Raw genomic sequence first — 23940 nt, forward strand, 5'->3', positions numbered from 1 at the left:
GGAACCGGAACGAATTATCCGGTCTGCGATTTCAAAACTGCAATCCCCGTCGAAGGAGTTTTCTCATGACCGGAACCAAACATCCGAAATGGAAAAAACCGAGCGATGCCGACTTGGCGAACAATCCTGGTATCGGGACTTCCAAGGGAACGATCAAGGAAGGCGAAGAGTTCGAGCTTGAAGGCGAGAACACGGTCGAAGGTGACGTCGAAAACGACACGACCGCCGCTGGCGGGATCGATCCAAGACAAAAGATGCGGACCAACAAGTAGCTGCCCTGCGCGTCGCTGGGACCAACTTCGCCGGAAGGAGTGAACCATGCCACTTGCCCTTAGCAGTGCCGCCTTTGCCGAAGGCGGACAAATTCCCGAAAGATACACACGAGACGGCAAAAACGTATCGCCGCCGCTGACATGGTCTGGAGTGCCCGATGAAGCAAAGAGCCTCGTTCTCGTCGTTCAGGATCCTGACGCGCCGAGCGGAACGTTTGGTCATTGGGCGGTGTTCAACATCTCCCCGGACACAAGGGAACTTCCCGAGGCCGAAAGCGGCAAGCCGGGTCCGGGCGCCCTCAGGCAAGCAACGAATGATTTTGGCAACGCCTATTACGACGGCCCTGAGCCGCCGGTCGGACATGGCGTTCACCATTACCATTTCCGGCTGGCCGCGCTCGACACCCCGAGCCTTGCCATTCCAGCCAGCGTGGGCATCGAGCGCATCTGGCGGGAGGCGCAGAAACATTCGCTTGAGCAGGCTGAACTCATCGGAACCTACGAGCGCAATTCGTAAGTTAATGACCAGGGGCGACCGAGGTGGCCTGCTGCGCGGAACGGTTCTCCTCCTCGTCGGTTGTCTGGGAAAGGAGATGCCGCCATGTTTGGAGATGTCATGTGGTTGGTCGTCGTTGCCGGCGGCCCATTGCTGCTGATCGTGCTGATGGCCTATGCCGTTATCGCACGCCGTCGGCGTGGACCCGCCGAACGAAGGGAGAGCGACCGAGCGACCGACCGGCTATACCAGGACAAGCGTTGATCCGCATCGGCGAGACCTCCGATTGGCAAGACATCCAATCGGCAAGACATCCAATCGGCAAGACAGGGGATCGTATGCCGCACCGAAGCGACGACGATCCCCAACTACGGTCAGCGCATTATCCTTTGCCGCAACCACGCAAAGAACCTGCCGCTGATGGCTGAGCGGACCCGCGTCGCAGCCCAGCGCGCTTTCATGGTTGAGCCGACGTGGCAATCGCAGACGATGTCGTGCAACTGCCAGTCGTTCAACTCGAAAAAGCGCTTTGCCTCACCATATGTGTCGTCTTTCAAACCCGATGCGCGCAGCACTGGATCTTCGAAGGCAACCGAAATTGCCGTACCCTCGCCCCGCATCATCGCACGTGCTTCAGGGTGCAAATGTTCAGTGCCTGCAAAGGCCCCAAGGCATCGCTCGGGATTACGCTCCAGCAGTTCAGCCCAGCGCTCTACGCGCTGATTTCGTGTCATTGCGGAATAGGCAGCCGACGATTCAATCTTGGCGACGGCATGCAGTTGGTCGAGTGTTTGATGTTTCATGGCCAGCTCCTGTTCAGGCAGCGAAGCGCCCACGCCTTCAAGGGAATTACCGCGCGTTAATGCTTCGACAAGAGCGCCAGGCTGGAGAATTCGACACAACCGGATTGGGCCGGCGGGATCATAAACACGCCGGCTGCGTTCATCGACGGGGCTGCTTGTGACAAGCCACTGATCCGCGACGGGATGCATCCATGTTCATCCAGCCAATCGACTATTTCCTTGCCGTCTGGTTCGCTCTTGCCGCCGCCTCGACGCTTTATGTCGGCTTCGATCAATACCGCAACAATCCCGAACCGGTGGTGATGAAATGGGGTTTCATCCTGGTGACCCTCTATATGGGTCCATTGGGGCTGCTGCTTTATGTGCTTGCAGACAAGGAGCCACGGCCGGGCGAGCATGAAGACTTTACCAGGCCGCTGTGGAAACAGGGGGTCGGTTCGACCATCCACTGCGTTGCCGGCGATGCGACCGGCATCATTCTCGCCGCAGTCATCACGGCAACGCTTGGCTTGCCGATGTGGCTCGACCTCATCGTCGAATATCTGGCGGGCTTTGCCTTCGGCCTGTTCATCTTCCAATCGCTGTTCATGAAATCGATGATGGGCGGCACCTACTGGGAGAACGTGCGCAAGAGCTTCCTGCCCGAGTTCATCTCGATGAATTTCATGATGGCCGGCATGGCACCCGTCATGAGCTTTCTGATGATGGGGCGCGACATGCGCGCCATGGAGCCGAACGAGCTTTTGTTCTGGGGCGTGATGTCGATCGGCGTCATCGCTGGCTTCACGCTCGCCTATCCGGCCAATGTCTGGCTGGTCGCGCGCGGGCTGAAGCACGGATTGATGACGCAGCGCCCGCAGGCGAACGAAACGAGCAGTGGAGAGCCGACCGCCCACCAACAGCATGCTATGCATCACCCCAACGCCGGCGACGGCCGACGAAGCCGCAACACCTCCCATAAGTCCAAACGCAGCGGCCACCAGATGGAGACGGACGCTACCACGCCGCAGATTGCGGCCCTCGGTATTGTGTCGGTGTTGGCGCTGGCGATCGGCATGGCCGCGCCGGCCAACTGGCTGAACCTGACGCTTTCGGCGCGTGACGTCGGCGGCGCGATCATGCCGCAAGGCATGATCATGGGTCGCGACACGCCGGCGGAGGCCATGCGTGACATGGCTGCAACCGATCCGCGTCGCGTTACCTCGTCCTATGCTCTTGCCGCCAAGGGCGACCAGGAACTGCCATTCCGCCTGGAGAACGGCGTCAAGGTGTTCGAGCTCAGACCATCGGTGGTCCGCTGGCAGATCCTGCCCAACGTCGCGGTCGACGCCTATGCCTACAATGGCCAGATTCCCGGTCCGCGCATCCACATTCGCCAGGGCGATAAGGTTCGCATCGACGTCACCAACGACCTGCCCGAAGAAACCACGGTGCATTGGCACGGCATGATTCTGCCGAACCAGATGGATGGGCCTGCCGAGATCACCCAGCCGCCGATCGAACCTGGACAATCCTATTCCTATGCATTCACCGCGACCCAGCACGGGACCTATTTCTATCATCCGCATGCCAAGCCGGACCGCACCCAGGCGCTGGGGCTTTATGGGGCGCTGATCATCGATCCCGCCAATCCTGCCGACGAGGTTCCGGCTGACCACGACTATGTCATCGAACTTCAGGAATGGCTGGTGCGTGATGGGCTGACCTACCCCTCAATGCCAATGGAAGGCGGCATGCCGAACTTCTTCACCATCAACGGTAAGGCCTATCCCGCAACCGACACCATTCCTATGAAGGTGGGCGAGACGCTGAAGGTGCGTTTCATCGGCACCAACAACGGCTTCGTCCATCCAATGCATATCCATGGCGGACCCTTCGAGGTCGTCGCCCGTGACGGTGAGACGCTTTCTCCCTCGGCACGCTTCCTGGCCGATACCATCAATGTCGGACCGGGACAGCGCTATGACGTCGTGTGGAAGGCGCTGCGTCCCGGCAAGTGGCTCATTCACTGCCACATCCCGCATCACACGACGAACAACAATGTCGAGGAGAAGGGCGGCGGCGGGTTGATGGTCGTCATCGACGTCGGCTAGATCTGCCAACCCCTGTGGATTTACCGATGTTATTCGGAGGCCGCGTTGTTGCGCGCTACTTCTTGATAATGGTTCCGTTGCGCAAGTCGAATGCTTCGGTACCGCGAGCCTGACGGTAGAAATCGTCCTGCAATTCGCCCCACTCGCCGAGAAAGGCGCCGCAATTGCTGCAATGAATTGGCGTCGATTCCTCCGCGTTGTCGGGAATGTCCATTTGGATAGTCCCACAAGCCTTGCAATCGAGTTTGTCGTCCAACCGTCGTCCCATTTCCCAATGATTGCGCATTTTCGGCCATGAGCCAATTGTCGATTTCGTACCAAATCGCTTCAACCGCCGGTGAGTCCTCCAGCCATGGCTCATCGGTCAATCGCGAGAGTCAAAAAGGACGGCCAGCCCCAGTTCCCGTGCCAGCTCGACGATCGTCTCCATCAACTCATCGTCTGTGTCCTGCAAATAAGGCGCGTCCCTGCGAGCGGCCTCTATCGCCGCTTTGACCGAAACAATGTCGCCGTATCGCGCACTTCGAAGCTCCTCTGCCAGAAACGCCTTGGCGGTACCGACAGGTCTTATTGCCCATCTGGCGATGCTCATGCGGCTCCCTCCCATGGTCACCTCTGCTTGATTTTGATCCTGTCCAAGGTGCAGATCAATCGATGGTACGATTCCGTACGAAACCGCCCAACCGGTTGGGAGACAGCCGTGTGACGGACGCCCTGGCCAAGGTTTTCGGCGTCTCTCTGGGGTGAGTTGGGACGAAATCGCCCGGCGGGACCAGCCCCGCGGGAACCATCGCTCAGCATGGGGGTTTCTTCAAAATCTCCTCGAGGATGCAAGGAGCGACCATGCGCATGTTGACGATAGCTCTCGCACTTTCCGGGGCGGTCATCATTCAGCCCGTCTACGCCCAAACTGTTGGCCCGCAGCCTCCCCAGGTGACGCCACCGCAGGGCGAAGTGCAACCGGAGCTGGCGCTGCCAGATCCAGGCTCTGCTGATTTGAATTTCACCGGCGTTGCCATTATCGCCGTCGAGGATTTGCCTGACGAAATCAAGGCGCAGGCGGATGCCGTGATCAATCAAACCAGCGCCGAAGATTTGCTTCGCCTGCAAAACTCAGTCGATGCTTCGCCTCAGGCGACATCGGCTTTGAGGGCGAATGGGCTCAATTCCTCGCAGGTTGTCGCTGCAAACATAGATGGCGATGGCACGCTGACCCTGATCATCCAGACGACGACTTGAGGCGCCGAAGCAACCATTCAACTTTGCCGATCTGCAGGCGATGGGCTTTCTGTCTCGAGGTTGCGCACTTGCCCCGCGATAAAGAAGCTCCCCTTCGTCTATGCGTGGACGGGAGGCTCTTCATTCTCGTCGGGATTGGGCAGCGGGGTCTCGTCCGGGAGCCTTTCCGGTTCGGGTTCCTCGATCGGCTGGGGCTTCCATGTTGGAGGCGGCACGGGCACATCGCGATTTGGGTCTGGCTGTCTTGGCTGTGGCATCTAACTATCTCCGTTCAGTCGGAACAACTCGTGCGCCGTGGCATGGTTCCTGGCAGAATCCAGCCATCGAGATCGTTACGCCCTCAGGGCACGCGCATGTTGGTCCGCCCAGGTGCCGGCCCAAAAGTTTGCAGATCGTTCGGAACCGGTCGGATTTTCGAGCCGTTGTCATCGACAGGGATCAAGGAGAAGCGCGATGAAGGACAAGCAAGGAAATATCGACCATACATTGCCGCAGGTCGCCATCGACGATCAGCAGGTGCGACAACTGGCGGCCACGACCGATTTGCCGTCCAGGCAGGCTCGCGAACTGGTGCGCCGTCACGGCAACGATCCCCGGAAGCTGGAAGAGTTGGCGAAGTCGATCAACGCCACCAATTGAGTTCAGGCCAATGGGCACCACGGCGCATGCCGCTGGCGTCAGATTTCGAGCAAGGCGTAGGGGCGGCCGCTTGGCTTGGTCACATGCATGGCGACGTTGTAGACCTTGGCTCCGCCAGGCGTTTGACCTTCGTAAGAACCGCGATGTGCATGACCGTGCACGACAGCACTAACCTGGAATCGATCGATCGTCTCCGCCAGGCGTGAAGAGCCCAAAAATGGAAATATCTCCGGCGGTTCTCCCGCGACTGTGTCGGCAATCGGCGCATAGTGGAGGATCACCAGCGTGCGCTTCGCCCGCACCTGGCGCATCGCGTTTTCAAGTCGCATTGCCTCGTTCACGCTTTCGGCGACCATCGTCTTGATGGCCGGTTCACCGAATGAGCCGAGCATGCGTGACCCGAAGCCGCCTATGAATCCCTTCACGCCGACAAAACCCACCTCTTCGATTTCGACTGCCTGCCCGTCGAGGAGATGAACATGCGCCTGGCGCAGGATGTTCGTGACGTCTTCCACCGCACCAGACTCGTAGTCATGATTGCCGAGCACCGCCACGACCGGGATCGAGCAGTTGCGCAGATCCTCGGCCAGCATCTCCGCTTCACGAGGCTTGCCGAGATTGGTCAGATCTCCCGTGAGAACGAGAATGTCCGCTTCGCTCGAAATTTCGCCGAAGAGGTTTCGATACGAGGTTTGCGCATCTTCCCGCACATGGAGATCCCCGACCGCGGCAACTTTGAGCGCGCGTGCGCCGTCCTTGGGCCCGCTGCTCTTGACGGGATCAGCCATCACGGAATTCTCCCACACCACCGACGCCGGCGAAGCCCCATTCCTTGACGTCGATTTCGTAATCGGTTTGCGAAAGCAGCCGCCCACGGCAGATCTTCATCCTTGGAGACGGCAACTGCCGTTGCTTGGCGAGGCGGTCGAGCAATTCATCGAGCAGCCACGCCGGGATATGATCGCGCTCGCTCGGATAGATCCATCTGAAATTGATAAGCTGCATCAACAGAACCTCCCAATGAACCTCCAGATAAGAAAGCAGCCGGTGCCAATCGATCTGATCGCCCGCCTTGAGAATCGTATGAGCGATATCGGCGCCATCGTGTCGCCCTCTGTCCTGGATAAAGCATTTGGACCAGATGAGTTCGGTCGGGCCGATGATCCGCACCCTGCTGCCCAACAGCTCTGTTTGGCGGGCGTGTTCCAGCCACAGGTCGCCAACAGGCACCGTGCCGTTGGCCGAGCCGAATATGACGTCGAAGAAATGCGTGCCCTTGAACACCTTGCCGAGCCACCGGTCATCCTCGATTTCGACGGCATATCCAAGCTGCTTGAAATGGGCGAGGATCCGCGCGTAATCGCCTGCCTTGCAGAAAATATCGAGGTCCTTGGTCTGGCGGGTGACACCCGTATAAGCGCTTACCGCGTAAGTCCCGGCGACCAGAAAGGGTATGTCGGTGGCGGTAAGCTCGCGGATTGCTTCCGTGTAAAATACCTCCGCCTCGGCATTTTTGAGCGTCGGCGCCGCTTTTGCATCGATCTTGGGAAGCGAGACCAGAACGTTTTCAGGCAATGGACCATTGGTCATGAAACGATGACTCCGAATCCGGCAACCGGTAGTCGCCCGCTGTGGTAACAACGTGAACCTCGCCTGGTTCCGCTACCAGGCGACCAGCCAAGGTTCATTCTCGTCACGCACTGGAAATTTCGGGATCGCGCCTGCCGATCCAAACCGCCAACGTCCTCGTCGGCAGCGCAATGTCGCCTCGAGATCGGCCCATGCCACCGCCAATGTCCCATTGGCCCAAATTTGAAACACCAGGTGGGTGATCGATCTCGATTGTTTTAGAGTTTATTGGGCTTACCCAATCGGCCCACAAAGCTGAAGCCGAGGCGCTTGACTTAGACACAACTGATTGGCATGCGCTAAGCCATCATCAGGATCCATCAAGCCATGACACCCTCGCCTCCCTTTCTCGGCTTTCCCGATCGCCTGACAGATGGCCACATGCCCCGCGCAGTGATCTTCGGAGCCGGTCACGGCAGCACTTATCCCGGCAAGGACAGCCGCGGCCATGCCTTGGCGGCGGATGCCATCCGAACTGCGAGCCAGGACGATGCCGCGCTCGTCGAGCACTGGGATTTCGATCTCGGCGGCCCGCTGTTCGACGGCAAGCCGGCCTCTTGCATCGACTTCGGCGATATCTTGACCACCATGCATGACAACGCCGGAAACCGGGGCAGGATCGAGGCAAAAACGTGCGAGATCCTGGCATTGCCGGCCGTGCCGATCCTGATCGGTGGCGACTGTTCCATGACCATTCCCTTCCTCGCCGGCTTTGCGGAGCACGGGCCGGTCTGGGTCCTGCAGATCGACGCTCATATCGACTGGCGCGACGAGGTGTATGGCGAGCGCCACGGCTATTCGAGCCCGATGCGCAGGGCGAGCGAGATGCCGCATGTCGCAGGCATGGTGCAAGTCGGCCTGCGCAGCGTCGGCAGCGCACGCATCACCGAGATCGAAGCGGCACGGCGCTATGGCAGCCGCTTCGTGACCGCCCGCGAGGTTCACGCTCAGGGCGTCGAAGCCGCGCTCCGGCATATTCCGGAAGGCGCGCGGGTTGTCGTCACCCTCGACTGCGACAGCCTCGATCCAAGCATCATGCCGGGCGTGGCGGCGCGTACACCCGGCGGCCTCACCTACATGCAGGTGATCGACCTGATCGCCGGCCTCGGCAGACGGACCCGGATCGCAGGGTTCGACCTTGTCGAGTTCTATCCTCCGGCCGACATCGACGGCCTGTCAGCGCTGACCGCCGCGCGCCTTCTCGTCAATGTGGTCGGCACCGTCGTCCGGCAGGTTTGATATCAAAACCCCGCTTTTCGCCGCAGACCGGCCCAAAAGCTCGTGAGCAAGCTTGCGGCTGAAATGCCCTTTTCCACACCTGGGTACTCGATCCTGCCTTGTCCGACCGGCTCGTCGCTCCAGACCAAGTTGAAAGCAATGCCCTTGAGCCCAAGCTCCCCGATCCGGCGTACGATCGTCTCCTGCAGATAGATATCGGATATTCGCACCCCATCGGCACGCTCGGGCAGCTTGAATATCTCGGCACCGCCGATTGCGTCCGCTCGAAGGACGAGGCTTTCGATCACCATTATGCCGCCATCGTCAAAGCGAACGATCTTTGAACGTTCCTCGTCCAGCGCATCGATCACGGTGGTGACATTGAAGAGCGATATTGGCTTGTCAGCACGAAGCGGCAGGAATTCACCGTACGGTTCGAGGGTTGGCCGAAGCAACTTCAACGCCCTCGCCCGCAGGATGAGCGCATGCTCGCCAAGCCATGGAAAATCTGAATATTGCCGGAGCGTACCGTCGTCGTGTTCGCACAGGATCTCCATCCCGGGCGGATGCCATTGTGTCTGCTTCCGGCCGCAGAGCGTCGAAAACAGCTGGTAGTCGTCCGCCTGTCGAGGAAGGACCCATTCCTGTCCTTCGACCACACTCAGGACATAGATATTCATCCGATCCCCCGCACATCATTGCCTTGGTAGACTCGGCCTGCTGCGCGGCTCTTCGCGCGCGTTCTCACCGCTGGTCCGCGACAGCCGTTTGCGGCACCGGCAGCAATTCGGGTGCATCCATCCCCTTGAAAGGGTCACGCCAGGCGTCGATGTCTTCAAGCCGACGGTACCAGCGGCTGACAGAGGAATAATCGTCGAGCGGCAATCTGGCGGCATCGTTGAACGGCAGAAAGGTCGCCATTCGAAAATCGGCATAGGAAACCGAATTCCCGACCAGCCACTGCCGCTCGGCAAGCACGGCGTCGAGTATTGCCGCGGCCGTATGGAATTGGTTTAGGCCCTCCTCCACCCGCTTCTGATCGATCGGGCCGATGCCGTACCGCTGTTTGGTCCCACGTTCGAAATGCACCGTGTCGCAAGCGAGTGCGAAGTGCTCCTTGCCCCAGCTGAGCCAACGGATCATCTCGGGTTCGTCATCGCCGGTGCGCCAGAAATCCGAATGCGCGTCGCGCGAGAGCCTGCAGGCTATGGCGTCTGCCTCCCAGAGGCTCTTTCCCTCATCATCCACAAGGATGGGCAGTGAGAGATTGGGATTTAACGGCCGATATTTCTCCGCCTGCCCCGGAGCGAAGGGCGAGGCGAATTCAAATTCGACTTTCGCGTCGAGATGGAGTGCCGCCGCGACCGCCAATCGAGGGTTGGGATTGCGGCTGAAATACAGCTTCATAGGGCACTCCCGGCGTGACTGGATCTGCCGATCAGGAACGTCATAGCAGCCGTGTCTGATAGCTCATCACGCGCTTTGCCCCCGGCGCGACCAGCATCAGGCCTGGTTTGTCGACAAAATCACCATCGAAATCCACCGGGCTTGCAAGGCCGTGCCAGGGTTCGATGCAAAGGAATGGCGCGCCGCCCGGCTTTGACCAGACGCCCAACTCCCGAACCCCTTGCCAGGACATCTCCAGAGCCGGGCCACGCTCGGCGGCATAACGCACGCTGGAGCTGGCGATCTGGTCCATGATCACCGCGTCCTCGTCGAACAACCGCTCAGAGAGCGGGAGTATGTTGCCTTCGACAGGCGTCGGCTGTGGCGTTTTCAGCAGCAGTCCGTCCTTAAGACGGCGGATCGGCGCCGGCTCATCATCGGCAAAGATCAGCCGGTAATCCGCCTTGGCCAAATCCGGCTGCAAGGGCCAATTGAATGCCGGGTGCGCCCCGATCGATGCCGGCAGGAGCTCATCACCGGTGTTGGCGATGTCGAAAGTCACATCAAGCTGCTGGCGGACCAGCGTATAGGTCACTTCAAGCCGAAAGGCGAACGGATAGCGCGCCCAGGTGTCGGCGTCGTCAGTGAGCACCAGCGTGCAGGATCTCGCCCCCTTCTGCGTCCAGGCAAACGGCTTGTCGCGCCCAAACCCGTGCTGCGTCATTGGATAGGTCCGGCCGCGATGGCGCAGATGATCGCCCGCCAGCCGCCCCACGATCGGGAACAGCACCGGCGAGTGCCGCCGCCATTCTGGCCCCGCCTGCCACAGGAATTCAAATCCGTGCGCGTCTTGCAGCGAAATCAGTTCGGCACCCTGCGCGACGATGGTCGCCGAGATGCCGTCGCCATGAAGCGTTTGGCTGTCCTGTGCCACATTTCCTCGCGGGTCGTTGTTGAAGGCCGGCGCGGTCGGCAGACTAGCAAAAGCTCTTGGGGACTCAAGGTGTAGCCTGGTTCTGCAGGAACGAATTGTGGCCGGAGGATCTCCCTCCGGCCACCTCTCCGCATCAAGAGCAATAACCCTCGCTCTTGCCCACAGCGAATAGTCGTTATTCGCGTTCGCCGGTAAAATTCAGCAGCAGCTGGAAGATGTTGATGAAGTTCAGATAGAGCGAGAAGGCGCCGAAGACGGCAAGTTTCTGGCGCGATTCCGCGTCGAAATTCTCGGCATACTGTTCTTTGATCGTCTGCGTATCCCAGGCGGTCAGGCCGATGAACACGGCGATGCCGATCACCGAGATGGCGAACTGCAGCGCGGTCGAGCCGAGGAAGATGTTGACGATGCTGGCGATCACAACGCCGATCAGGCCCATGATCAGGAACGACGAGAACTGGGTCAGGTCGCGCTTTGTCGTGTAGCCGTAGAGACTGGTGGCGCCGAACATGGTGGCGGCGATGAAGAAGGTGCGCGCGATGCTGGTTCCGGTGAAGACCAGGAACACGGAGGCGAGCGACAGGCCCATGACCGCGCAGAAGGCCCAGAACATCGCCTGGGCACTCGCCGCCGACATGGTCTGCATTTTGAACGAGAACAACATGACGAAGGCGAGCGGCGCCAGCATCACCACCCATTTCAGCGGGCTGGAGAAGATCGGCACGTAGAGCGCCGGCGTCGATGAGATCATGAAGGCGACGAGGCCGGTGACCACAAGGCCGACGCCCATGTAGTTGTAGACGCGCAGCATATGCTGGCGCAGGCCCTCGTCGAAGATGGCTCCGGTTTGCGCGCCGGCGCCGACGCGATATCCCAGATTGGGGGTGTTCATTTGCGTTCTCCTTTGTGGATCGATCAGTAAAGCGTCTTGGCAAGCGTCTCGGCGGCGCGGTCGAGGTCGTGAACCTCGCTTCGTCCGACCACCGCATAGGCGACATCGCCGATCTGGAAATAGGCCGACGAAATGTCGCCCGAGGGCGCTATCGTCGGCTTGACGACGTCGAAGGTTCCGGGCCGGATCGCAAACAGCGACACCAGCCCCATGTCTTTCGTCTCGACCGCCATCTCGACGCTCGGCCCAAAGCGCGACGGATAGATCTGCACGTCGCGCACCCTCCAATCCGTCGGCAGCGACGGCATGACGATCGCAGTGGCGGCGCGGATTTCGCCGGCGTTGTAATTGGGCGCTTCCGGCTGCGATGGCATGCTCTCGCGCACCAGCGTCGTCCTGTGGGCCTGCACCGCCTCGTCGACATAGGCGGGCGGCTGCGGCGAGGCGACGACCTTGGTCACCGACATCGGCCCGATGATGCCGTTTGCCAGCCAGCCGGCGGCGACGAAGCCGNGGCGGCGACGAAGCCGGCGACCGCCGCCGCGCGCTGCAACACGCCGAAGAGCCGGCCGCGGGCAAGCCCCCTCTCCAGCCGCCGCGCGGCATCGGCGGTCGCGGACCGCGCCATGCCTTTGGAGCCGGCCAAACCTGCGGAACCGGCAAGCGCCACGCGCAGTTCATCGCGGGTCCTGAGATCCGACATCACGCGCGCCGCCGCCTCCGGGCGAGCGGACAAGAATGCTTCGACCTCGATGCGGCGGGTGACGTCGACCTGATCGTCGACATAGGCGTCGAGGTCGATATCGGTCACGGGATCGACAGTTGCGGTCATGACGGGCCTCCAACGATCCTGAGATGGTTTTTTGCCTTCGCCGGCTCCTCCATCTCGCGCAGTGCGGCGCGCGCCCTGCCGATGCGTGACATCAGCGTGCCGAGCGGCACGCCGCTGGCATCGGCGGCCTGTTGATAAGAGAGGCCTTCGATGGCGACGAGGTGCAGCGCTGAACGCTGTTCTTCCGGCAGGCTGAAAAAAGCCTCGCGCACCTGCGCTAGGCGCACCGAATGTTCCTGTGGTGCCGGCGTGCTGCCGTCGGCCAGGTATCCAGCCTGTTCGACGCGCGACGCTTCGGACTTGCGGGACCGCATCTTGTCGATGAAGGTGTTGTGGACGATCGACAGCAGCCACGCGCGCAGGTTTCCGCCGGAGCGGAACGTGCTGCGCCGCTCATAGGCGCGCACCAGCGCGTCATGGACAAGATCCTCGGCGTCGGTGCTGTCGCGCGTCAGCGAGCGCGCATAGCGACGCAGCGAACCGAGCTGTCCTAGGATGTCAAAGCGTGGCATCGACGGTTTCATGTCCTGTTTACGGAGCATGTGGGGATTTTAATCCCTGCCCTGCCAATTTTTTCCCTTTGAGGACATCGTTCGCCTCTACCCTCGCCTCGCAGCATCGAGCGGCTATCCCTGGAACCGCATGATGAAGCCGAGAAATACAAGCTCCCGGAATCGTTGTGCGGGTGATTTCCATCGGTGCATCGACGGCAGGCATGGCGGCAGTGGGCCCAATGTGGCGACTGGAATGCAGTAGATCGTGCCTACTTCACACGCCTCTTCTCCAGCTTCCTCGCCAGCGTCCGGCGGTGCATGCCCAACCGTCGTGCTGTCTCGGAAATGTTGAAGTCGGCCTCCACCAGCATTTCGTGGATGCGCTCCCATTCGAGGTTCTTTATCGAGGTTGGTCGCTCGGCGAGCGGCACCGAAGCATTGCCCTCGACCTGGCCGAAAGCGGCTTCAATGTCGTCGGTGTTGGCGGGCTTGGCAAGATACTGGCAGGCGCCGAGCTTGATCGCCTCGACAGCGGTGGCGATGCTTGCAAAGCCGGTCAACACGACGATCCGCATTTCAGGATCGTGCTCGTGCAGCGCCCTGACGCATTCCAGGCCCGAGCCGCTGGCAAGCTTGAGATCGACGACGGCATATTGGAAGGCAACGGTGCCGATCAGCGCATGCACGCCGTCGACGCTCCGGCAGCTATGCGTTTCGTAGTCACGCCGTTCGAAAGACCGGCGCAGTGCGTTGGCAAAGGCGATGTCGTCCTCGACGATCAACAGCGTGCGTTTAGTCGGCATTGTGCCCTCGCGGAGACAGAGCAGCCAGCGGCAGATGCAACGTAACCGAAGCTCCCCCCTCGGTTCTATTTCTTACGGTGACGCTACCCCCCAGCTTGCGGATGACATTGACGACCAGAAACAGGCCGAGCCCGCTACCTGGCCGGTTTTTGGTCGACGTATAGGGCTTGCCGAATTCAGCAAGCATGGCTTCTTCAAATCCCGGTCCCGCGTCGACAACTTCGACGATAAGATCGTCCGCGTGGCGGCTGACGATCAACCCGACCCATAGAGGCGACGCTTCAAGTGCGTTGTCCAGTACATTGAACATCACCTGTTTGAGCGCAGGATCGGAGACGATCTCCTGGTTGGCGCCGAAACGCCTGGTGTATTCGAAACCTTGCGGCAGCCGTGTCGATTTCCATTCGGCCACCAGCTCCGCCAGGAAGGTGTCGACGGAGGTGCGAACCGTGCCTTCGCCGCGCAATTCGCCCGACGACATCAGGATTCCCGAAACGATCTTCTTGCAACGGTCCAACTGGCCCTGCATCTCCCGGATTTCCTGCGCCAGATCCGGATCGGCCTCGAGAGCCGGCATGCGCTGCCAGTCGTTGAGGATGACCGAAAGCGTGGCCAGCGGCGTGCCGAGCTCATGCGCGGCGCCAGAGGCGAGCAGGCCCATCCTGACGATGTGAGCCTCCTCCGCCGACTGCTGGCGCAAATCCGCAAGATGGGCGTCGCGGGTGCGAATGTTGTTCTGGACCCTGGTGATGAACAGCACCAGAAGCGTTGCCGCCAGGACGAAACAGATGAACATGCCTTGGATGTGCAAGCTGAACAGCCCGGCACCGTGTGCGGCGGGCAGGCTGATCTCACGGTAGAAAGTGGTCAGCGCGATGAAGCACGTGCTTGCAATGAGAACAAGGGCCCAGACCGACCATGTCTCCAGCAGCACCGCGCCCAGGATGACCTGGAGCAGGTAAAGCGAAATGAAGGGATTGGACGCGCCGCCGCTCAGGTAAAGCTGGACCGTCAACGCGGTGACGTCGAGCAGCAGCCCAAGAAACAGCTCGGTGTTGGTGATCGCGTCCTGGCTGCTGTGCCGGCGCAGGCTGGCGACATTGAGAGCGATCAGCAGCAGGATCACCACCGCCATCGGCACCAGCGGCAGGCCGATGCCAAGCGCGTAGCGGACGAACAGGATCGTCACGATCTGACCACCGACCGCGATCCAGCGCAGTTGGATCAGAAGCAGGAAATTCTGTTTGTTGGTCTTGTCGTGCAGAGTCATTGGGCCGGGAGGTCCCCAGCCCTGGCCAAGCAGGTCACTCAAGCGGGCGTCCGATCCAGGCGCTGGTTGAGCCTCAGCGCCAGCAACGTGCACAGCGCTCCCGACAACAGATAGGCGCCTGACGAGATCAGCCCGAAATGGGCGGACAGGAACAGGGCGACTATGGGGGCGAAGCCGGCGCCGAACAGCCAGGCGAGGTCCGAGGTCAGCGCAGCACCTGTATAGCGGTAGGTCTTTGAAAAGTTCGAGGCGAGTGCTCCTGAAGACTGGCCGAACGACAGGCCGAGCAGGACGAAGCCCAATACCATGAAGACGGACTCTCCGACGAAGCCGCCATCGAGCAGCTGTGGCGCGAAACCGCTGAAAACGGCGATGGCCACCGCCGAGCCTCCTAGCAAGGGCCAGCGCCCAACCCGGTCGGCGACGAAGCCCGAGATCGCGATTGCCGCCAGGCCGAAGAAGGCTCCGATCGTCTCGATGACCAGGAACCGGGCCGGTCCCTCGCGCGTGAACAGGAAAATCCAGGACAGAGGAAACACCGTCACCATGTGGAACAGGGCGAAGCTCGCCAGCGGCGCGAAGGCGCCGAGCACGACAGTGCGCCCTTCGGCGCGCAATGTCTCGCGGACGGAAGTCGGCTCCAGTTCCTGGCCTTCGAACAGTTTGGTGTATTCCGGCGTCACCACGATGCGCAGCCGTGCGAACAGGGCGACGACATTGATGGCGAAGGCGACGAAGAAAGGATAGCGCCAACCCCAGCTGAAGAAGTCTTCGGCCGACAGGTTGCCGACGAAATATGCAAACAAGGCGCTGGCAACGATGAGCCCGAGTGGTGCGCCCAGCTGCGGGATCATCGCATACCAGCCGCGGCGCTTTTCGGGCGCATTCAACGCCAGCAGCGAGGCAAGTCCATCCCATGTCCCGCCCAGCGCCAGTCCCTGACCGATCCGAAACATGGCCAGCAGCCAGGCCGAAGCCGGGCCGATCTGGTCGTAACCGGGCACGAAGGCGATCGACACGGTCGAGGTCCCCAGCAGGAACAGTGCGATGGTGAGCTTGGCGCTGCGGCCGTAGGCGCGGTCGAGCGCGGTGAAGATCGCCGTCCCGATCGGCCGCGCGATGAAGGCAAGCGCGAAGATGGCGAAGGAGTAGAGCGTGCCGGTCAACGGGTCGGCATAAGGAAATACGAGCTTCGGAAAAACGATGACGGAAGCGATCGCGTAGACGAAGAAGTCGAAGAATTCCGACGTCCTGCCGATGATGACGCCAACGGCGATTTCGCCGGGCTTCACCTCATGATGGCGCGCGTTTATCCGTCTTGCGTCGGCTTCGATCTTCGAAGTTGGGCTCACAGCATTCTCCGTCGCCCCGCCGCGGTCTCATACGATCGCTTGCCATGTGCGCGGGCCAGGTGCTTTGATGACGCCTGCCGCGTCATTGCGGCATTGGACAAATTGTCCAATGCCTTCATTGCCGCGGTACGGCTAGCACTGGGGGGAACAACCGACAGGTCAAACATTGAGCCGTCTCCGTACCCTTTTCCTGCTGCCCCTGCTGGCATCGCTCGGCTCCTGCAGCATGGTCGTCATGAACCCTGCCGGCGACGTTGCCGCGCAGCAGCGCGACCTGCTGATGGTGTCCACGGCACTGATGCTGATCGTCATCATACCGGTGATGGCTCTCACCATATTCTTTGCCTGGCGATACCGCCAGTCCAACCGCGAGGCGCGCTACGAGCCGGATTGGGACCACTCGACCCACCTCGAACTCGTCATTTGGGCTGTGCCGCTTCTGATCATCATCTGCCTGGGCGCAGTGACCTGGATGGGCACCCATCTGCTCGACCCCTATCGTCCGATCGGACGTGTAGCGGCCGGCAAGCCGCTGCCGCCGGACGTGCGCCCGCTTGAGGTCGAAGTCGTCGCGCTCGACTGGAAATGGCTGTTCATCTATCCGGACTACGGGGTCGCCATGGTCAACGAACTGGCTGCGCCGGTCGACCGGCCGATCAGCTTTCGCATCACCTCCGCATCGGTGATGAACTCCTTCTACATTCCAGCACTGGCCGGCCAGATCTATGCAATGCCGGGTATGGAAACCAGGCTGCACGCCGTCATAAACAAGTCCGGCGACTATGAAGGGTTCTCCGCCAACTACAGCGGCGCCGGCTTCTCGGGAATGCGCTTCGCGTTCCACGGCCTAGACGATGCCGGTTTCCAGGCATGGATCGCGAAGGCAAAGGACGGCGGCGGCAAGCTCGACCGAAACGGCTATCTGGAGCTCGAACAGCCCAGCGAGAACCAACCCGTGCGCCACTATGCGGCGGTGGATGCCGATCTCTACAAGGCGATCCTCAACATGTGCGTCGAGCCCGGCAAGATGTGCATGAGCGAGATGTCGCAGATCGATGCCAAGGGCGGTCTGGGAATGGCCGGCATCCGCAACACCCTGCCGCTGCTGTATGACAAGTTCGCCCGGCGCGGCACGATATTCGGCCCTGCCCCATCCTATGTCGCCAGCATATGCACGACCGAAGAAGCACTGGCGGCTTCGAAGGCCGATCAATCCGTCACGCCGATGACCTCGACGCCGATAGTCGGCGCTGGTCTGCAACGGCCACCGCCCCTGTCGATCCGACTGCCGTCACCTTCCGCAACCGGCACGCTTCGGTCGCCCTTCAACTCCTGAGGCGCCACGCAAGACATGTTCGACAATCCTGCTCTTCTCAAGGCGATCTTCGGCCGGCTCACGCTCGAGTCGCTGCCGCTGCACGAACCTATCGTGGTCGCGACCTTCGTAGTCGTCGCGCTGGGCGGCATCGCCCTCGTCGGCGCGCTGACCTATTTCAAGCTCTGGGGCTATCTGTGGCGCGAATGGTTCACCAGCGTCGACCACAAGCGCATCGGTGTGATGTACATCGTGCTCGGCATCGTCATGCTGCTGCGCGGCTTCAGCGACGCCATCATGATGCGGCTCCAGCAGGCGATGGCCTTCGGCGGTTCGGAAGGCTACCTCAATTCGCATCACTACGACCAGATCTTCACCGCGCACGGCGTGATCATGATCTTCTTCGTGGCGATGCCGCTGGTGACGGGCCTGATGAATTTCGTCGTCCCGCTGCAGATCGGCGCGCGCGACGTGTCGTTTCCGTTCCTCAACAATTTCAGCTTCTGGATGACGGTCGGCGGCGCGGTCATCGTCATGATGTCGCTGTTCGTCGGCGAATTTGCCCGCACCGGCTGGCTTGCCTATCCGCCGCTGTCGGGTATCGGCTACAGTCCCGATGTCGGTGTCGATTATTATATCTGGGCCCTGCAAGTGGCGGGCGTCGGCACGCTGCTGTCGGGCGTGAACCTGGTCTGCACCATCGTCAAGATGCGCGCGCCAGGCATGACCATGATGAGAATGCCGATCTTCACCTGGACCGCGCTCTGCACCAATGTGCTCATCGTCGCCGCCTTCCCGGTGCTGACGGCGGTGCTGGCCCTGCTGGCTCTCGACCGTTATGTCGGCACCAACTTCTTCACGAACGACTTCGGCGGCAATCCGATGATGTACGTGAACCTGATCTGGATCTGGGGCCACCCCGAGGTCTACATCCTGATCCTGCCGGCCTTCGGCATATTTTCCGAAGTGACCTCGGCCTTCTGCGGCAAGCGGCTCTTCGGCTACACATCGATGGTCTATGCAACCATCGTCATCACCATCCTGTCCTACCTGGTCTGGCTGCATCACTTCTTCACCATGGGATCGGGAGCGAGCGTCAACTCGTTCTTCGGCATCACAACGATGATCATTTCGATCCCGACAGGCGCCAAGATATTCAACTGGCTGTTCACCATGTACCGCGGCCGCATCCGCTTCGAACTGCCGATGATGTGGACGGTCGCCTTCATGCTGACCTTCGTGGTCGGCGGCATGACCGGCGTGCTGCTCGCGGTTCCGCCAGCCGACTTCGTGCTCCACAACAGCCTGTTCCTGGTCGCGCATTTCCACAACGTCATCATCGGCGGCGTGCTGTTCGGCCTGTTTGCCGGCATCAGCTACTGGTTCCCCAAGGCATTCGGATTCCGGCTTGATCCGTTCTGGGGAAAGATGTCGTTCTGGTTCTGGGTGGTCGGCTTCTGGTTCGCCTTCATGCCGCTCTACATCCTCGGCTTGATGGGCGTAACGCGCCGGCTGCGCACCTTTGAGGATCCCTCGCTGCAGATCTGGTTCATCATCGCCGCCTTCGGCGCCTTCCTGATCCTGCTTGGCATCCTGTCCTTCCTCATCCAGATCTTCGTCAGCGTGCGCCGGCGCGAGCAGCTTCGCGACGATACCGGCGATCCGTGGGACGGGCGTACGCTCGAATGGGCGACGTCCTCGCCGCCGCCGGCCTACAATTTCGCCTTCACGCCGGTCGTCCACGATCTCGACGCCTGGACGGACATGAAGAATCGCGGCTACCAGCGTCCGTTGACGGGCTTCCGCGACATCCACATGCCGCGCAACACCGGAGCCGGCGTCGTCCTGGCCGGGTTGAGCGTGGTGCTTGCCATGGCGCTCATCTGGTACATTTGGTGGCTGGCGATCGTCAGCTTCGTCGCCCTGATCGGCTACGCCATCGCGCATACTTTCAACTACGACCGGGACTTCCACATTCCGTCCAGTGACGTCACCCGCGTCGAGGACGAGCGGACACGCCTGCTCGCAGCCACCAGCCAGGCGGGATAAGCACCATGGCACACGCCGACACGGTGATCGACGACACGGTCTTCCACCTGGAAGACGACCACGGCCATGCCGAGAGCGGCAGCAGCACCATGCTCGGCTTCTGGATCTATCTGATGAGCGACTGCCTCATCTTCGCGATGCTGTTCGCGGTCTACGGCGTGCTCGGTGGCAATTACGCGGCCGGACCCGCGCCGAAGGACCTGTTCGATCTTCCGCTGGTCGCGCTGAACACCACCATGCTGCTCCTGTCCTCCATCACTTACGGCTTCGCGATGCTGGAGATGGCGAAGGGACGGGTGAAACCCATGCAGGTGTGGCTGGTGATCACTGGCCTGTTCGGCCTCGCCTTTCTCAGCATCGAACTCTACGAATTCGCCCATTTCATCCACGAGGGGGCGACGCCGCAGCGCAGCGGCTTCCTGTCGTCGTTCTTCACGCTGGTCGGAACGCACGGCCTGCACGTCACCTTCGGCCTGATCTGGCTGGTGGTGCTGATGGTGCAGGTCTCCAGGCACGGGCTGATCGCCGCGAACCAGCGGCGCCTGATGTGCCTGAGCATGTTCTGGCACTTCCTCGACGTCATCTGGATCGGCGTCTTCACTTTCGTTTATCTGATGGGAATGTTGCGATGAGCGCCGGCCACCACACAGACACCAGCGACCAGAGCCACGCGCATCCCGGCGTCGATCACGGCTCGCTGCGCGGCTATCTGACAGGCTTCGGCCTGTCGGTCGTGCTGACCGCCATTCCCTTCTGGCTGGTCATGACCAACGCGCTCGGCAATCAGATGGCGTCGGCGATTGCCATCATGGCCTTCGCCGTCGTGCAAATCATCGTCCACATGGTGTTCTTTCTGCATATGAACACCAGGTCGGAGAACGGCTGGACCATGATGGCCCTGATCTTCACCCTCATCCTGGTGGTGATCGCGCTGACGGGCTCACTCTGGGTCATGTACCATCTGAACGTCAACATGATGCCCGGCCATGACATGAGTCAGATACCCTGAGAGAGGGACCTGGCTTTGGACGAACAGGCACGGACGACACCGCATTCGAATACAGGCGACGGCCAAAGGGTTACGCGTTCACCATGGACGCTGTTGGTGCTTTGCCTTTGCGGGGCCATCGGCATCACCGGCCTTTCGGCGCTTGGTGTCTGGCAGCTGGAGCGCCGCGTCTGGAAACTCGACCTGATCGAGCGTGTCGACCAGCGTCTCAAGGCAGTACCTGTGGCCGCCCCGGCGCCTTCGGCCTGGCCAGCGATCAACGCCAGGGATGACGAGTATCGCCGCCTCGTCGTTCCAGGCCGGTTTCTCGGTGATCGCGAGACCCTGGTCCAGGCGGTCACCGATCTCGGCGGTGGCTTCTGGGTAATGGCGCCGTTCCGAGCGGATGATGGCTTCACGATTCTGGTGAACAGGGGCTTCGTGCCGACGGACAAGCGCGATCCGGCAACCCGCCTCGCAGGCAAGCCCTCGGGCGATCACACCGGAATTCACGGCCTGCTGCGCATCAGCGAACCGAAAGGCGGCTTCCTGCGTACCAACGATCCGGCCGCCAACCGCTGGTATTCGCGCGATGTGCAGGCGATCGCCACGACGCAAGGCCTCGGGCAGGTCGCTCCTTATTTCATCGATGCCGATGCCACGCCCAATCCGGGAGGGTGGCCGGTCGGCGGCTTGACGGTGGTTTCGTTCCACAACAACCATCTGGCCTATGCCCTGACATGGTTCGGGCTGGCCTTGATGGTGCTGAGCGCGGTCGCCTATCTGTTGCGGCAGGCTGTGAAAGACAGGCACGGTGGGGGCTGACCACTGGCCGTGGCAAAGCCGAAATTTGCGCACAGAAGCGCTCATGCCGACGCGGACGATGGCGTGGTGGCGCTGTTAATGCCGGCTGGTCATTTTCCCACGCGCATCAATGGGTTCCGCATCAAACCCCGTCCACATCACAGGAGCGTGCAGAGCAGGCTTCCCGGCACCCCCGTCTAGGGCTGGATCACCCAGCTAAAACCGCTGGCGAAACGTGACCGATTTGCGTATCACTCCGCCGCCATTGGAGCCGTATCGATGTTTGAAGCCCTGCAGCCCGCCCCCGCCGACAAGATCCTGGCCCTGATCGGCCTTTATCGCGCCGATCCGCGCCCCGACAAGGTCGACCTCGGCGTCGGCGTCTACAAGGATCGCGACGGCAAGACGCCGGTCATGCGCGCCGTGCGCGAAGCCGAAAAGCGGCTATTGGAGGGTCAGGACACCAAGACCTATCTCGGCCTTGCCGGCGATACCGGCTTCAACACAGTGATGGCCAAGCTCGCCTTCGGTCCAGGCGCCGACATGACGCGCATCCGCGCCGCACAGGCGCCCGGCGGTTCCGGCGCGCTGCGGCTGGTGGCGGAACTGCTGAAGCGGACGCGCTCGGATGCAACCATCTGGCTATCGGATCCGACCTGGCCGAACCACATGCCGGTGATGCGCGCCGCCGGCCTGCAGATCCGTGAATATCCCTATTTCGATGCGGCCTCGGGCGCCGTTCGTTTCGACGACATGCTGGCCGCGTTGCGGACGGCAAAGAGCGGCGACGTCGTGTTGCTGCATGGCTGCTGCCACAACCCGACCGGCGCCAATCTGGATGCGGCACAGTGGGCAGCCGTTACCGATCTGGTCGTCGAGCGCGAGCTGCTGCCGTTTGTCGACATCGCCTATCAGGGCTTTGGCGATGGCCTTGAGGCCGATGCCCTCGGCTTGCGCCTGCTGGCCGCGAAGGTTCCGGAAATGGTCGTCGCCTCAAGCTGCTCGAAGAATTTCGCCGTCTACCGCGACCGCGTCGGCGCGGCGATGATCCTGGCCAGGGACGGCGCACAGGCGGACGTGGCGATGAGCCAGATGCTGTCGGCGGCGCGCGCCATGTATTCGATGCCGCCGGACCATGGTGCGGCCGCGGTGCGCATCGTGCTCGAAGACACCGCCTTGCGCGCCGACTGGGAAGCCGAGCTCGAAGAGATGCGGCTGCGCATGCTCAGGCTTCGGGTCCAGTTCGCCGAGGCGCTGCGCCGGCAGTCCAATTCCGACCGTTTCGATTTCGTCGCCAGCCATCGCGGCATGTTTTCTCGCCTTGGCCTCACCGAAGCGCAGGTCGAGCGGTTGCGCGCCGAGCACGGCATCTACATGGTCGGCGACAGCCGCATCAACGTCGCCGGCCTACCCGAGGACGGCATGGACGAACTCGCCAAGGCGATCGTTTCGGTTCTTGATTGACGCGGCTCATCTGTGGACAAGGCTCCCGCGCCGGCTGACAGCGTTGGCCGCGCGGCCGGTCGCGGGATAGCATCCGATAGACTGTTTTGACGCAATTCCGGACAGAAAACCGTTTCACACTTTTCCTGGAATAGCTCTAGATGACGCCATCGAAAGACATTTCGCGCCTGATCGAGATCATGGCGGCGCTGCGGGCGCCGAAGACTGGCTGCCCCTGGGACATCGAACAGGATTTCTCGACCATTGCGCCCTATACGATCGAGGAAGCCTATGAGGTGGCGGACGCCATCGCGCGCGGCGACCTCGACGATCTGCGCGACGAGCTCGGCGATCTTCTGCTGCAGGTCGTCTACCACGCGCAAATGGCCGAGGAAGCCGGTGAATTCGCCTTCTCTGACGTGGTGCAAGCCATCACGACGAAGATGATCCGCCGCCATCCGCATGTCTTCGGTGACGAGAAAGCCCGCAGCGCCGGCATGGCCAAGGGCATGTGGGAAAAGATCAAGGCCGAAGAGAAGGCTGAGAAGCGAAGCGCTCGCCTCGCCCGCGGTCTCGATCCCGAAGACAACGGCAAGGGGTTTTTGGACAGCGTGCCGGTCGCCCTGCCCGCGCTGACCCGGGCACTGAAACTTCAGGAGAAAGCCGCCCGCGTCGGCTTCGACTGGAGCGAGGCAGCGCCCATCCTCGACAAGATCGAGGAAGAGATCGGCGAGTTGCGCGAGGCACTGGCCAAAGGCGACACCGCCTCGATCAAAGACGAGTTCGGCGACATGCTGTTTGCCGTCGTCAATCTCGGCCGTCATCTCAAGCTCGATTCCGAAGCAGCGCTGAGCGGCACCAACGAAAAATTCCGCTCGCGTTTCCATTATGTCGAACAGGCACTGGGAAAAGCCGGCAACACGCTGGACAAGGCTGATCTGGCCGAGATGGAAGCGCTCTGGCAGGAAGCAAAGACCGCGAAGTAAGTT

The 23940-nt window shown here is 61.3% G+C and carries 27 protein-coding genes and 1 pseudogene; 14 read left to right on the forward strand and 14 right to left on the reverse strand.

Features of this window, described 5'->3' with window-relative positions; genetic code table 11:
• The first annotated feature begins 65 nt into the window (after nucleotides 1-65).
• The 3 genes from X735_RS147635 (at nucleotide 66) to X735_RS1000000167685 (ending at nucleotide 1032) form a co-directional block, all read left to right on the forward strand.
• Nucleotides 66-272 carry a hypothetical protein gene (locus X735_RS147635; protein ID WP_013531530.1) on the forward strand — a complete coding sequence of 69 codons (207 nt, stop codon included), beginning with the start codon at nucleotides 66-68 and terminating at the stop codon, nucleotides 270-272.
• Nucleotides 273-318: 46 nt separating this feature from the next.
• The gene (locus tag X735_RS147630; protein WP_023811998.1) at nucleotides 319-789 is read left to right on the forward strand and encodes a YbhB/YbcL family Raf kinase inhibitor-like protein; all 471 of its coding nucleotides are present in this window, start codon (nucleotides 319-321) and stop codon (nucleotides 787-789) included.
• An 84-nt stretch (nucleotides 790-873) separates the two neighbouring features.
• Nucleotides 874-1032, forward strand: coding sequence for a hypothetical protein (locus X735_RS1000000167685; RefSeq protein WP_023811999.1), 159 nt, complete (start codon nucleotides 874-876; stop codon nucleotides 1030-1032).
• A gap of 110 nt (nucleotides 1033-1142) precedes the next feature.
• Here X735_RS1000000167685 and X735_RS147625 read toward each other — a convergent pair whose 3' ends face one another.
• Nucleotides 1143-1571, reverse strand: a complete 429-nt coding sequence (locus tag X735_RS147625; protein WP_023812000.1) for a hypothetical protein — start codon at nucleotides 1569-1571, stop codon at nucleotides 1143-1145.
• A gap of 191 nt (nucleotides 1572-1762) precedes the next feature.
• On the opposite strand from X735_RS147625, the gene X735_RS147620 reads away from it, so the two are divergent.
• Entirely contained in the window at nucleotides 1763-3664 is a 1902-nt protein-coding gene (locus X735_RS147620; protein ID WP_023812001.1) for a DUF4396 domain-containing protein, read from the forward strand.
• Between the two features lie 55 nt (nucleotides 3665-3719).
• On the opposite strand, the gene X735_RS1000000167690 is transcribed toward X735_RS147620, so the two are convergent.
• The gene (locus X735_RS1000000167690; protein WP_023812002.1) at nucleotides 3720-3878 is read right to left on the reverse strand and encodes a hypothetical protein; all 159 of its coding nucleotides are present in this window, start codon (nucleotides 3876-3878) and stop codon (nucleotides 3720-3722) included.
• Between the two features lie 150 nt (nucleotides 3879-4028).
• On the reverse strand, nucleotides 4029-4256 hold the full coding sequence (locus X735_RS147615) for a hypothetical protein (protein ID WP_023812003.1): 228 nt from the start codon (nucleotides 4254-4256) through the stop codon (nucleotides 4029-4031).
• Nucleotides 4257-4507: 251 nt separating this feature from the next.
• Between X735_RS147615 and X735_RS147610 the strand changes: the two genes are divergently transcribed.
• Complete coding sequence (locus X735_RS147610) at nucleotides 4508-4903, forward strand: hypothetical protein (protein WP_023812004.1); 396 nt, start codon at nucleotides 4508-4510, stop codon at nucleotides 4901-4903.
• A gap of 453 nt (nucleotides 4904-5356) precedes the next feature.
• Nucleotides 5357-5542 (forward strand): hypothetical protein, encoded by a 186-nt coding sequence (locus tag X735_RS147605; RefSeq protein ID WP_023812005.1) that lies wholly within the window; start codon nucleotides 5357-5359, stop codon nucleotides 5540-5542.
• Nucleotides 5543-5580: 38 nt separating this feature from the next.
• On the opposite strand, the gene X735_RS147600 is transcribed toward X735_RS147605, so the two are convergent.
• Both X735_RS147600 and X735_RS147595 read right to left on the reverse strand, forming a co-directional pair.
• Nucleotides 5581-6330: a metallophosphoesterase gene (locus X735_RS147600; protein ID WP_023812006.1), complete on the reverse strand. Its 750-nt coding sequence runs from the start codon at nucleotides 6328-6330 to the stop codon at nucleotides 5581-5583.
• Entirely contained in the window at nucleotides 6323-7132 is an 810-nt protein-coding gene (locus tag X735_RS147595; RefSeq protein WP_023812007.1) for a nucleotidyltransferase family protein, read from the reverse strand. Before X735_RS147595 ends, X735_RS147600 begins: the two co-directional genes overlap by 8 nt.
• A 366-nt stretch (nucleotides 7133-7498) precedes the next feature.
• Here X735_RS147595 and X735_RS147590 point away from each other — a divergent pair, with 366 nt between their 5' ends.
• On the forward strand, nucleotides 7499-8410 hold the full coding sequence (locus X735_RS147590; protein ID WP_023812008.1) for an agmatinase: 912 nt from the start codon (nucleotides 7499-7501) through the stop codon (nucleotides 8408-8410).
• 2 nt (nucleotides 8411-8412) lie between these two features.
• Here the strand turns inward: X735_RS147590 and X735_RS147585 are convergent, their stop codons facing one another.
• The 9 genes and pseudogenes from X735_RS147585 to X735_RS147550 all read right to left on the reverse strand — a co-directional run bounded on the left by X735_RS147585 (nucleotide 8413) and on the right by X735_RS147550 (nucleotide 16352).
• Nucleotides 8413-9069 (reverse strand): DUF1629 domain-containing protein, encoded by a 657-nt coding sequence (locus tag X735_RS147585; protein ID WP_023812009.1) that lies wholly within the window; start codon nucleotides 9067-9069, stop codon nucleotides 8413-8415.
• 64 nt (nucleotides 9070-9133) lie between these two features.
• Nucleotides 9134-9796 (reverse strand): glutathione S-transferase family protein, encoded by a 663-nt coding sequence (locus tag X735_RS147580; protein ID WP_023812010.1) that lies wholly within the window; start codon nucleotides 9794-9796, stop codon nucleotides 9134-9136.
• Nucleotides 9797-9836: 40 nt separating this feature from the next.
• The gene (locus tag X735_RS147575; RefSeq protein WP_023812011.1) at nucleotides 9837-10709 is read right to left on the reverse strand and encodes an aldose 1-epimerase family protein; all 873 of its coding nucleotides are present in this window, start codon (nucleotides 10707-10709) and stop codon (nucleotides 9837-9839) included.
• A gap of 175 nt (nucleotides 10710-10884) precedes the next feature.
• The gene (locus X735_RS147570) at nucleotides 10885-11601 is read right to left on the reverse strand and encodes a Bax inhibitor-1/YccA family protein (protein ID WP_023812012.1); all 717 of its coding nucleotides are present in this window, start codon (nucleotides 11599-11601) and stop codon (nucleotides 10885-10887) included.
• Nucleotides 11602-11624: 23 nt separating this feature from the next.
• Nucleotides 11625-12433, reverse strand: a pseudogene (locus tag X735_RS01000000165985) (anti-sigma factor).
• Nucleotides 12430-12945: a sigma-70 family RNA polymerase sigma factor gene (locus tag X735_RS147565; RefSeq protein WP_245273246.1), complete on the reverse strand. Its 516-nt coding sequence runs from the start codon at nucleotides 12943-12945 to the stop codon at nucleotides 12430-12432. Before X735_RS147565 ends, X735_RS01000000165985 begins: the two are co-directional and overlap by 4 nt.
• 251 nt (nucleotides 12946-13196) lie before the next feature.
• Nucleotides 13197-13730, reverse strand: a complete 534-nt coding sequence (locus X735_RS147560; RefSeq protein WP_023812014.1) for a response regulator transcription factor — start codon at nucleotides 13728-13730, stop codon at nucleotides 13197-13199.
• Complete coding sequence (locus X735_RS147555) at nucleotides 13720-15042, reverse strand: ATP-binding protein (RefSeq protein ID WP_081734886.1); 1323 nt, start codon at nucleotides 15040-15042, stop codon at nucleotides 13720-13722. The genes X735_RS147560 and X735_RS147555 overlap by 11 nt, the downstream gene beginning before the upstream one ends.
• Nucleotides 15039-16352 carry an MFS transporter gene (locus tag X735_RS147550; RefSeq protein WP_023812016.1) on the reverse strand — a complete coding sequence of 438 codons (1314 nt, stop codon included), beginning with the start codon at nucleotides 16350-16352 and terminating at the stop codon, nucleotides 15039-15041. Before X735_RS147550 ends, X735_RS147555 begins: the two co-directional genes overlap by 4 nt.
• Nucleotides 16353-16518: 166 nt before the next feature.
• Between X735_RS147550 and cyoA the strand changes: the two genes are divergently transcribed.
• The 7 genes from cyoA to mazG all read left to right on the forward strand — a co-directional run bounded on the left by cyoA (nucleotide 16519) and on the right by mazG (nucleotide 23937).
• The gene (gene cyoA, locus X735_RS147545; protein WP_023812017.1) at nucleotides 16519-17688 is read left to right on the forward strand and encodes a ubiquinol oxidase subunit II; all 1170 of its coding nucleotides are present in this window, start codon (nucleotides 16519-16521) and stop codon (nucleotides 17686-17688) included.
• Nucleotides 17689-17703: 15 nt separating this feature from the next.
• Entirely contained in the window at nucleotides 17704-19716 is a 2013-nt protein-coding gene (gene cyoB / locus X735_RS147540; protein ID WP_023812018.1) for a cytochrome o ubiquinol oxidase subunit I, read from the forward strand.
• Between the two features lie 5 nt (nucleotides 19717-19721).
• Nucleotides 19722-20348, forward strand: a complete 627-nt coding sequence (cyoC, locus tag X735_RS147535) for a cytochrome o ubiquinol oxidase subunit III (RefSeq protein ID WP_023812019.1) — start codon at nucleotides 19722-19724, stop codon at nucleotides 20346-20348.
• The gene (cyoD, locus tag X735_RS147530) at nucleotides 20345-20725 is read left to right on the forward strand and encodes a cytochrome o ubiquinol oxidase subunit IV (protein WP_023812020.1); all 381 of its coding nucleotides are present in this window, start codon (nucleotides 20345-20347) and stop codon (nucleotides 20723-20725) included. The genes cyoC and cyoD overlap by 4 nt, the downstream gene beginning before the upstream one ends.
• A gap of 96 nt (nucleotides 20726-20821) precedes the next feature.
• The gene (locus tag X735_RS147525) at nucleotides 20822-21529 is read left to right on the forward strand and encodes an SURF1 family protein (RefSeq protein ID WP_031213493.1); all 708 of its coding nucleotides are present in this window, start codon (nucleotides 20822-20824) and stop codon (nucleotides 21527-21529) included.
• 258 nt (nucleotides 21530-21787) lie between these two features.
• Nucleotides 21788-22972: an amino acid aminotransferase gene (locus tag X735_RS147520; protein WP_023812022.1), complete on the forward strand. Its 1185-nt coding sequence runs from the start codon at nucleotides 21788-21790 to the stop codon at nucleotides 22970-22972.
• A gap of 140 nt (nucleotides 22973-23112) precedes the next feature.
• Nucleotides 23113-23937, forward strand: a complete 825-nt coding sequence (gene mazG / locus X735_RS147515; RefSeq protein WP_023812023.1) for a nucleoside triphosphate pyrophosphohydrolase — start codon at nucleotides 23113-23115, stop codon at nucleotides 23935-23937.
• Nucleotides 23938-23940: the final 3 nt, after the last annotated feature.

It is taken from the genome of Mesorhizobium sp. L2C084A000 (assembly GCF_000502875.1).
In the GTDB taxonomy this organism is placed as follows: Bacteria; Pseudomonadota; Alphaproteobacteria; order Rhizobiales; family Rhizobiaceae; genus Mesorhizobium.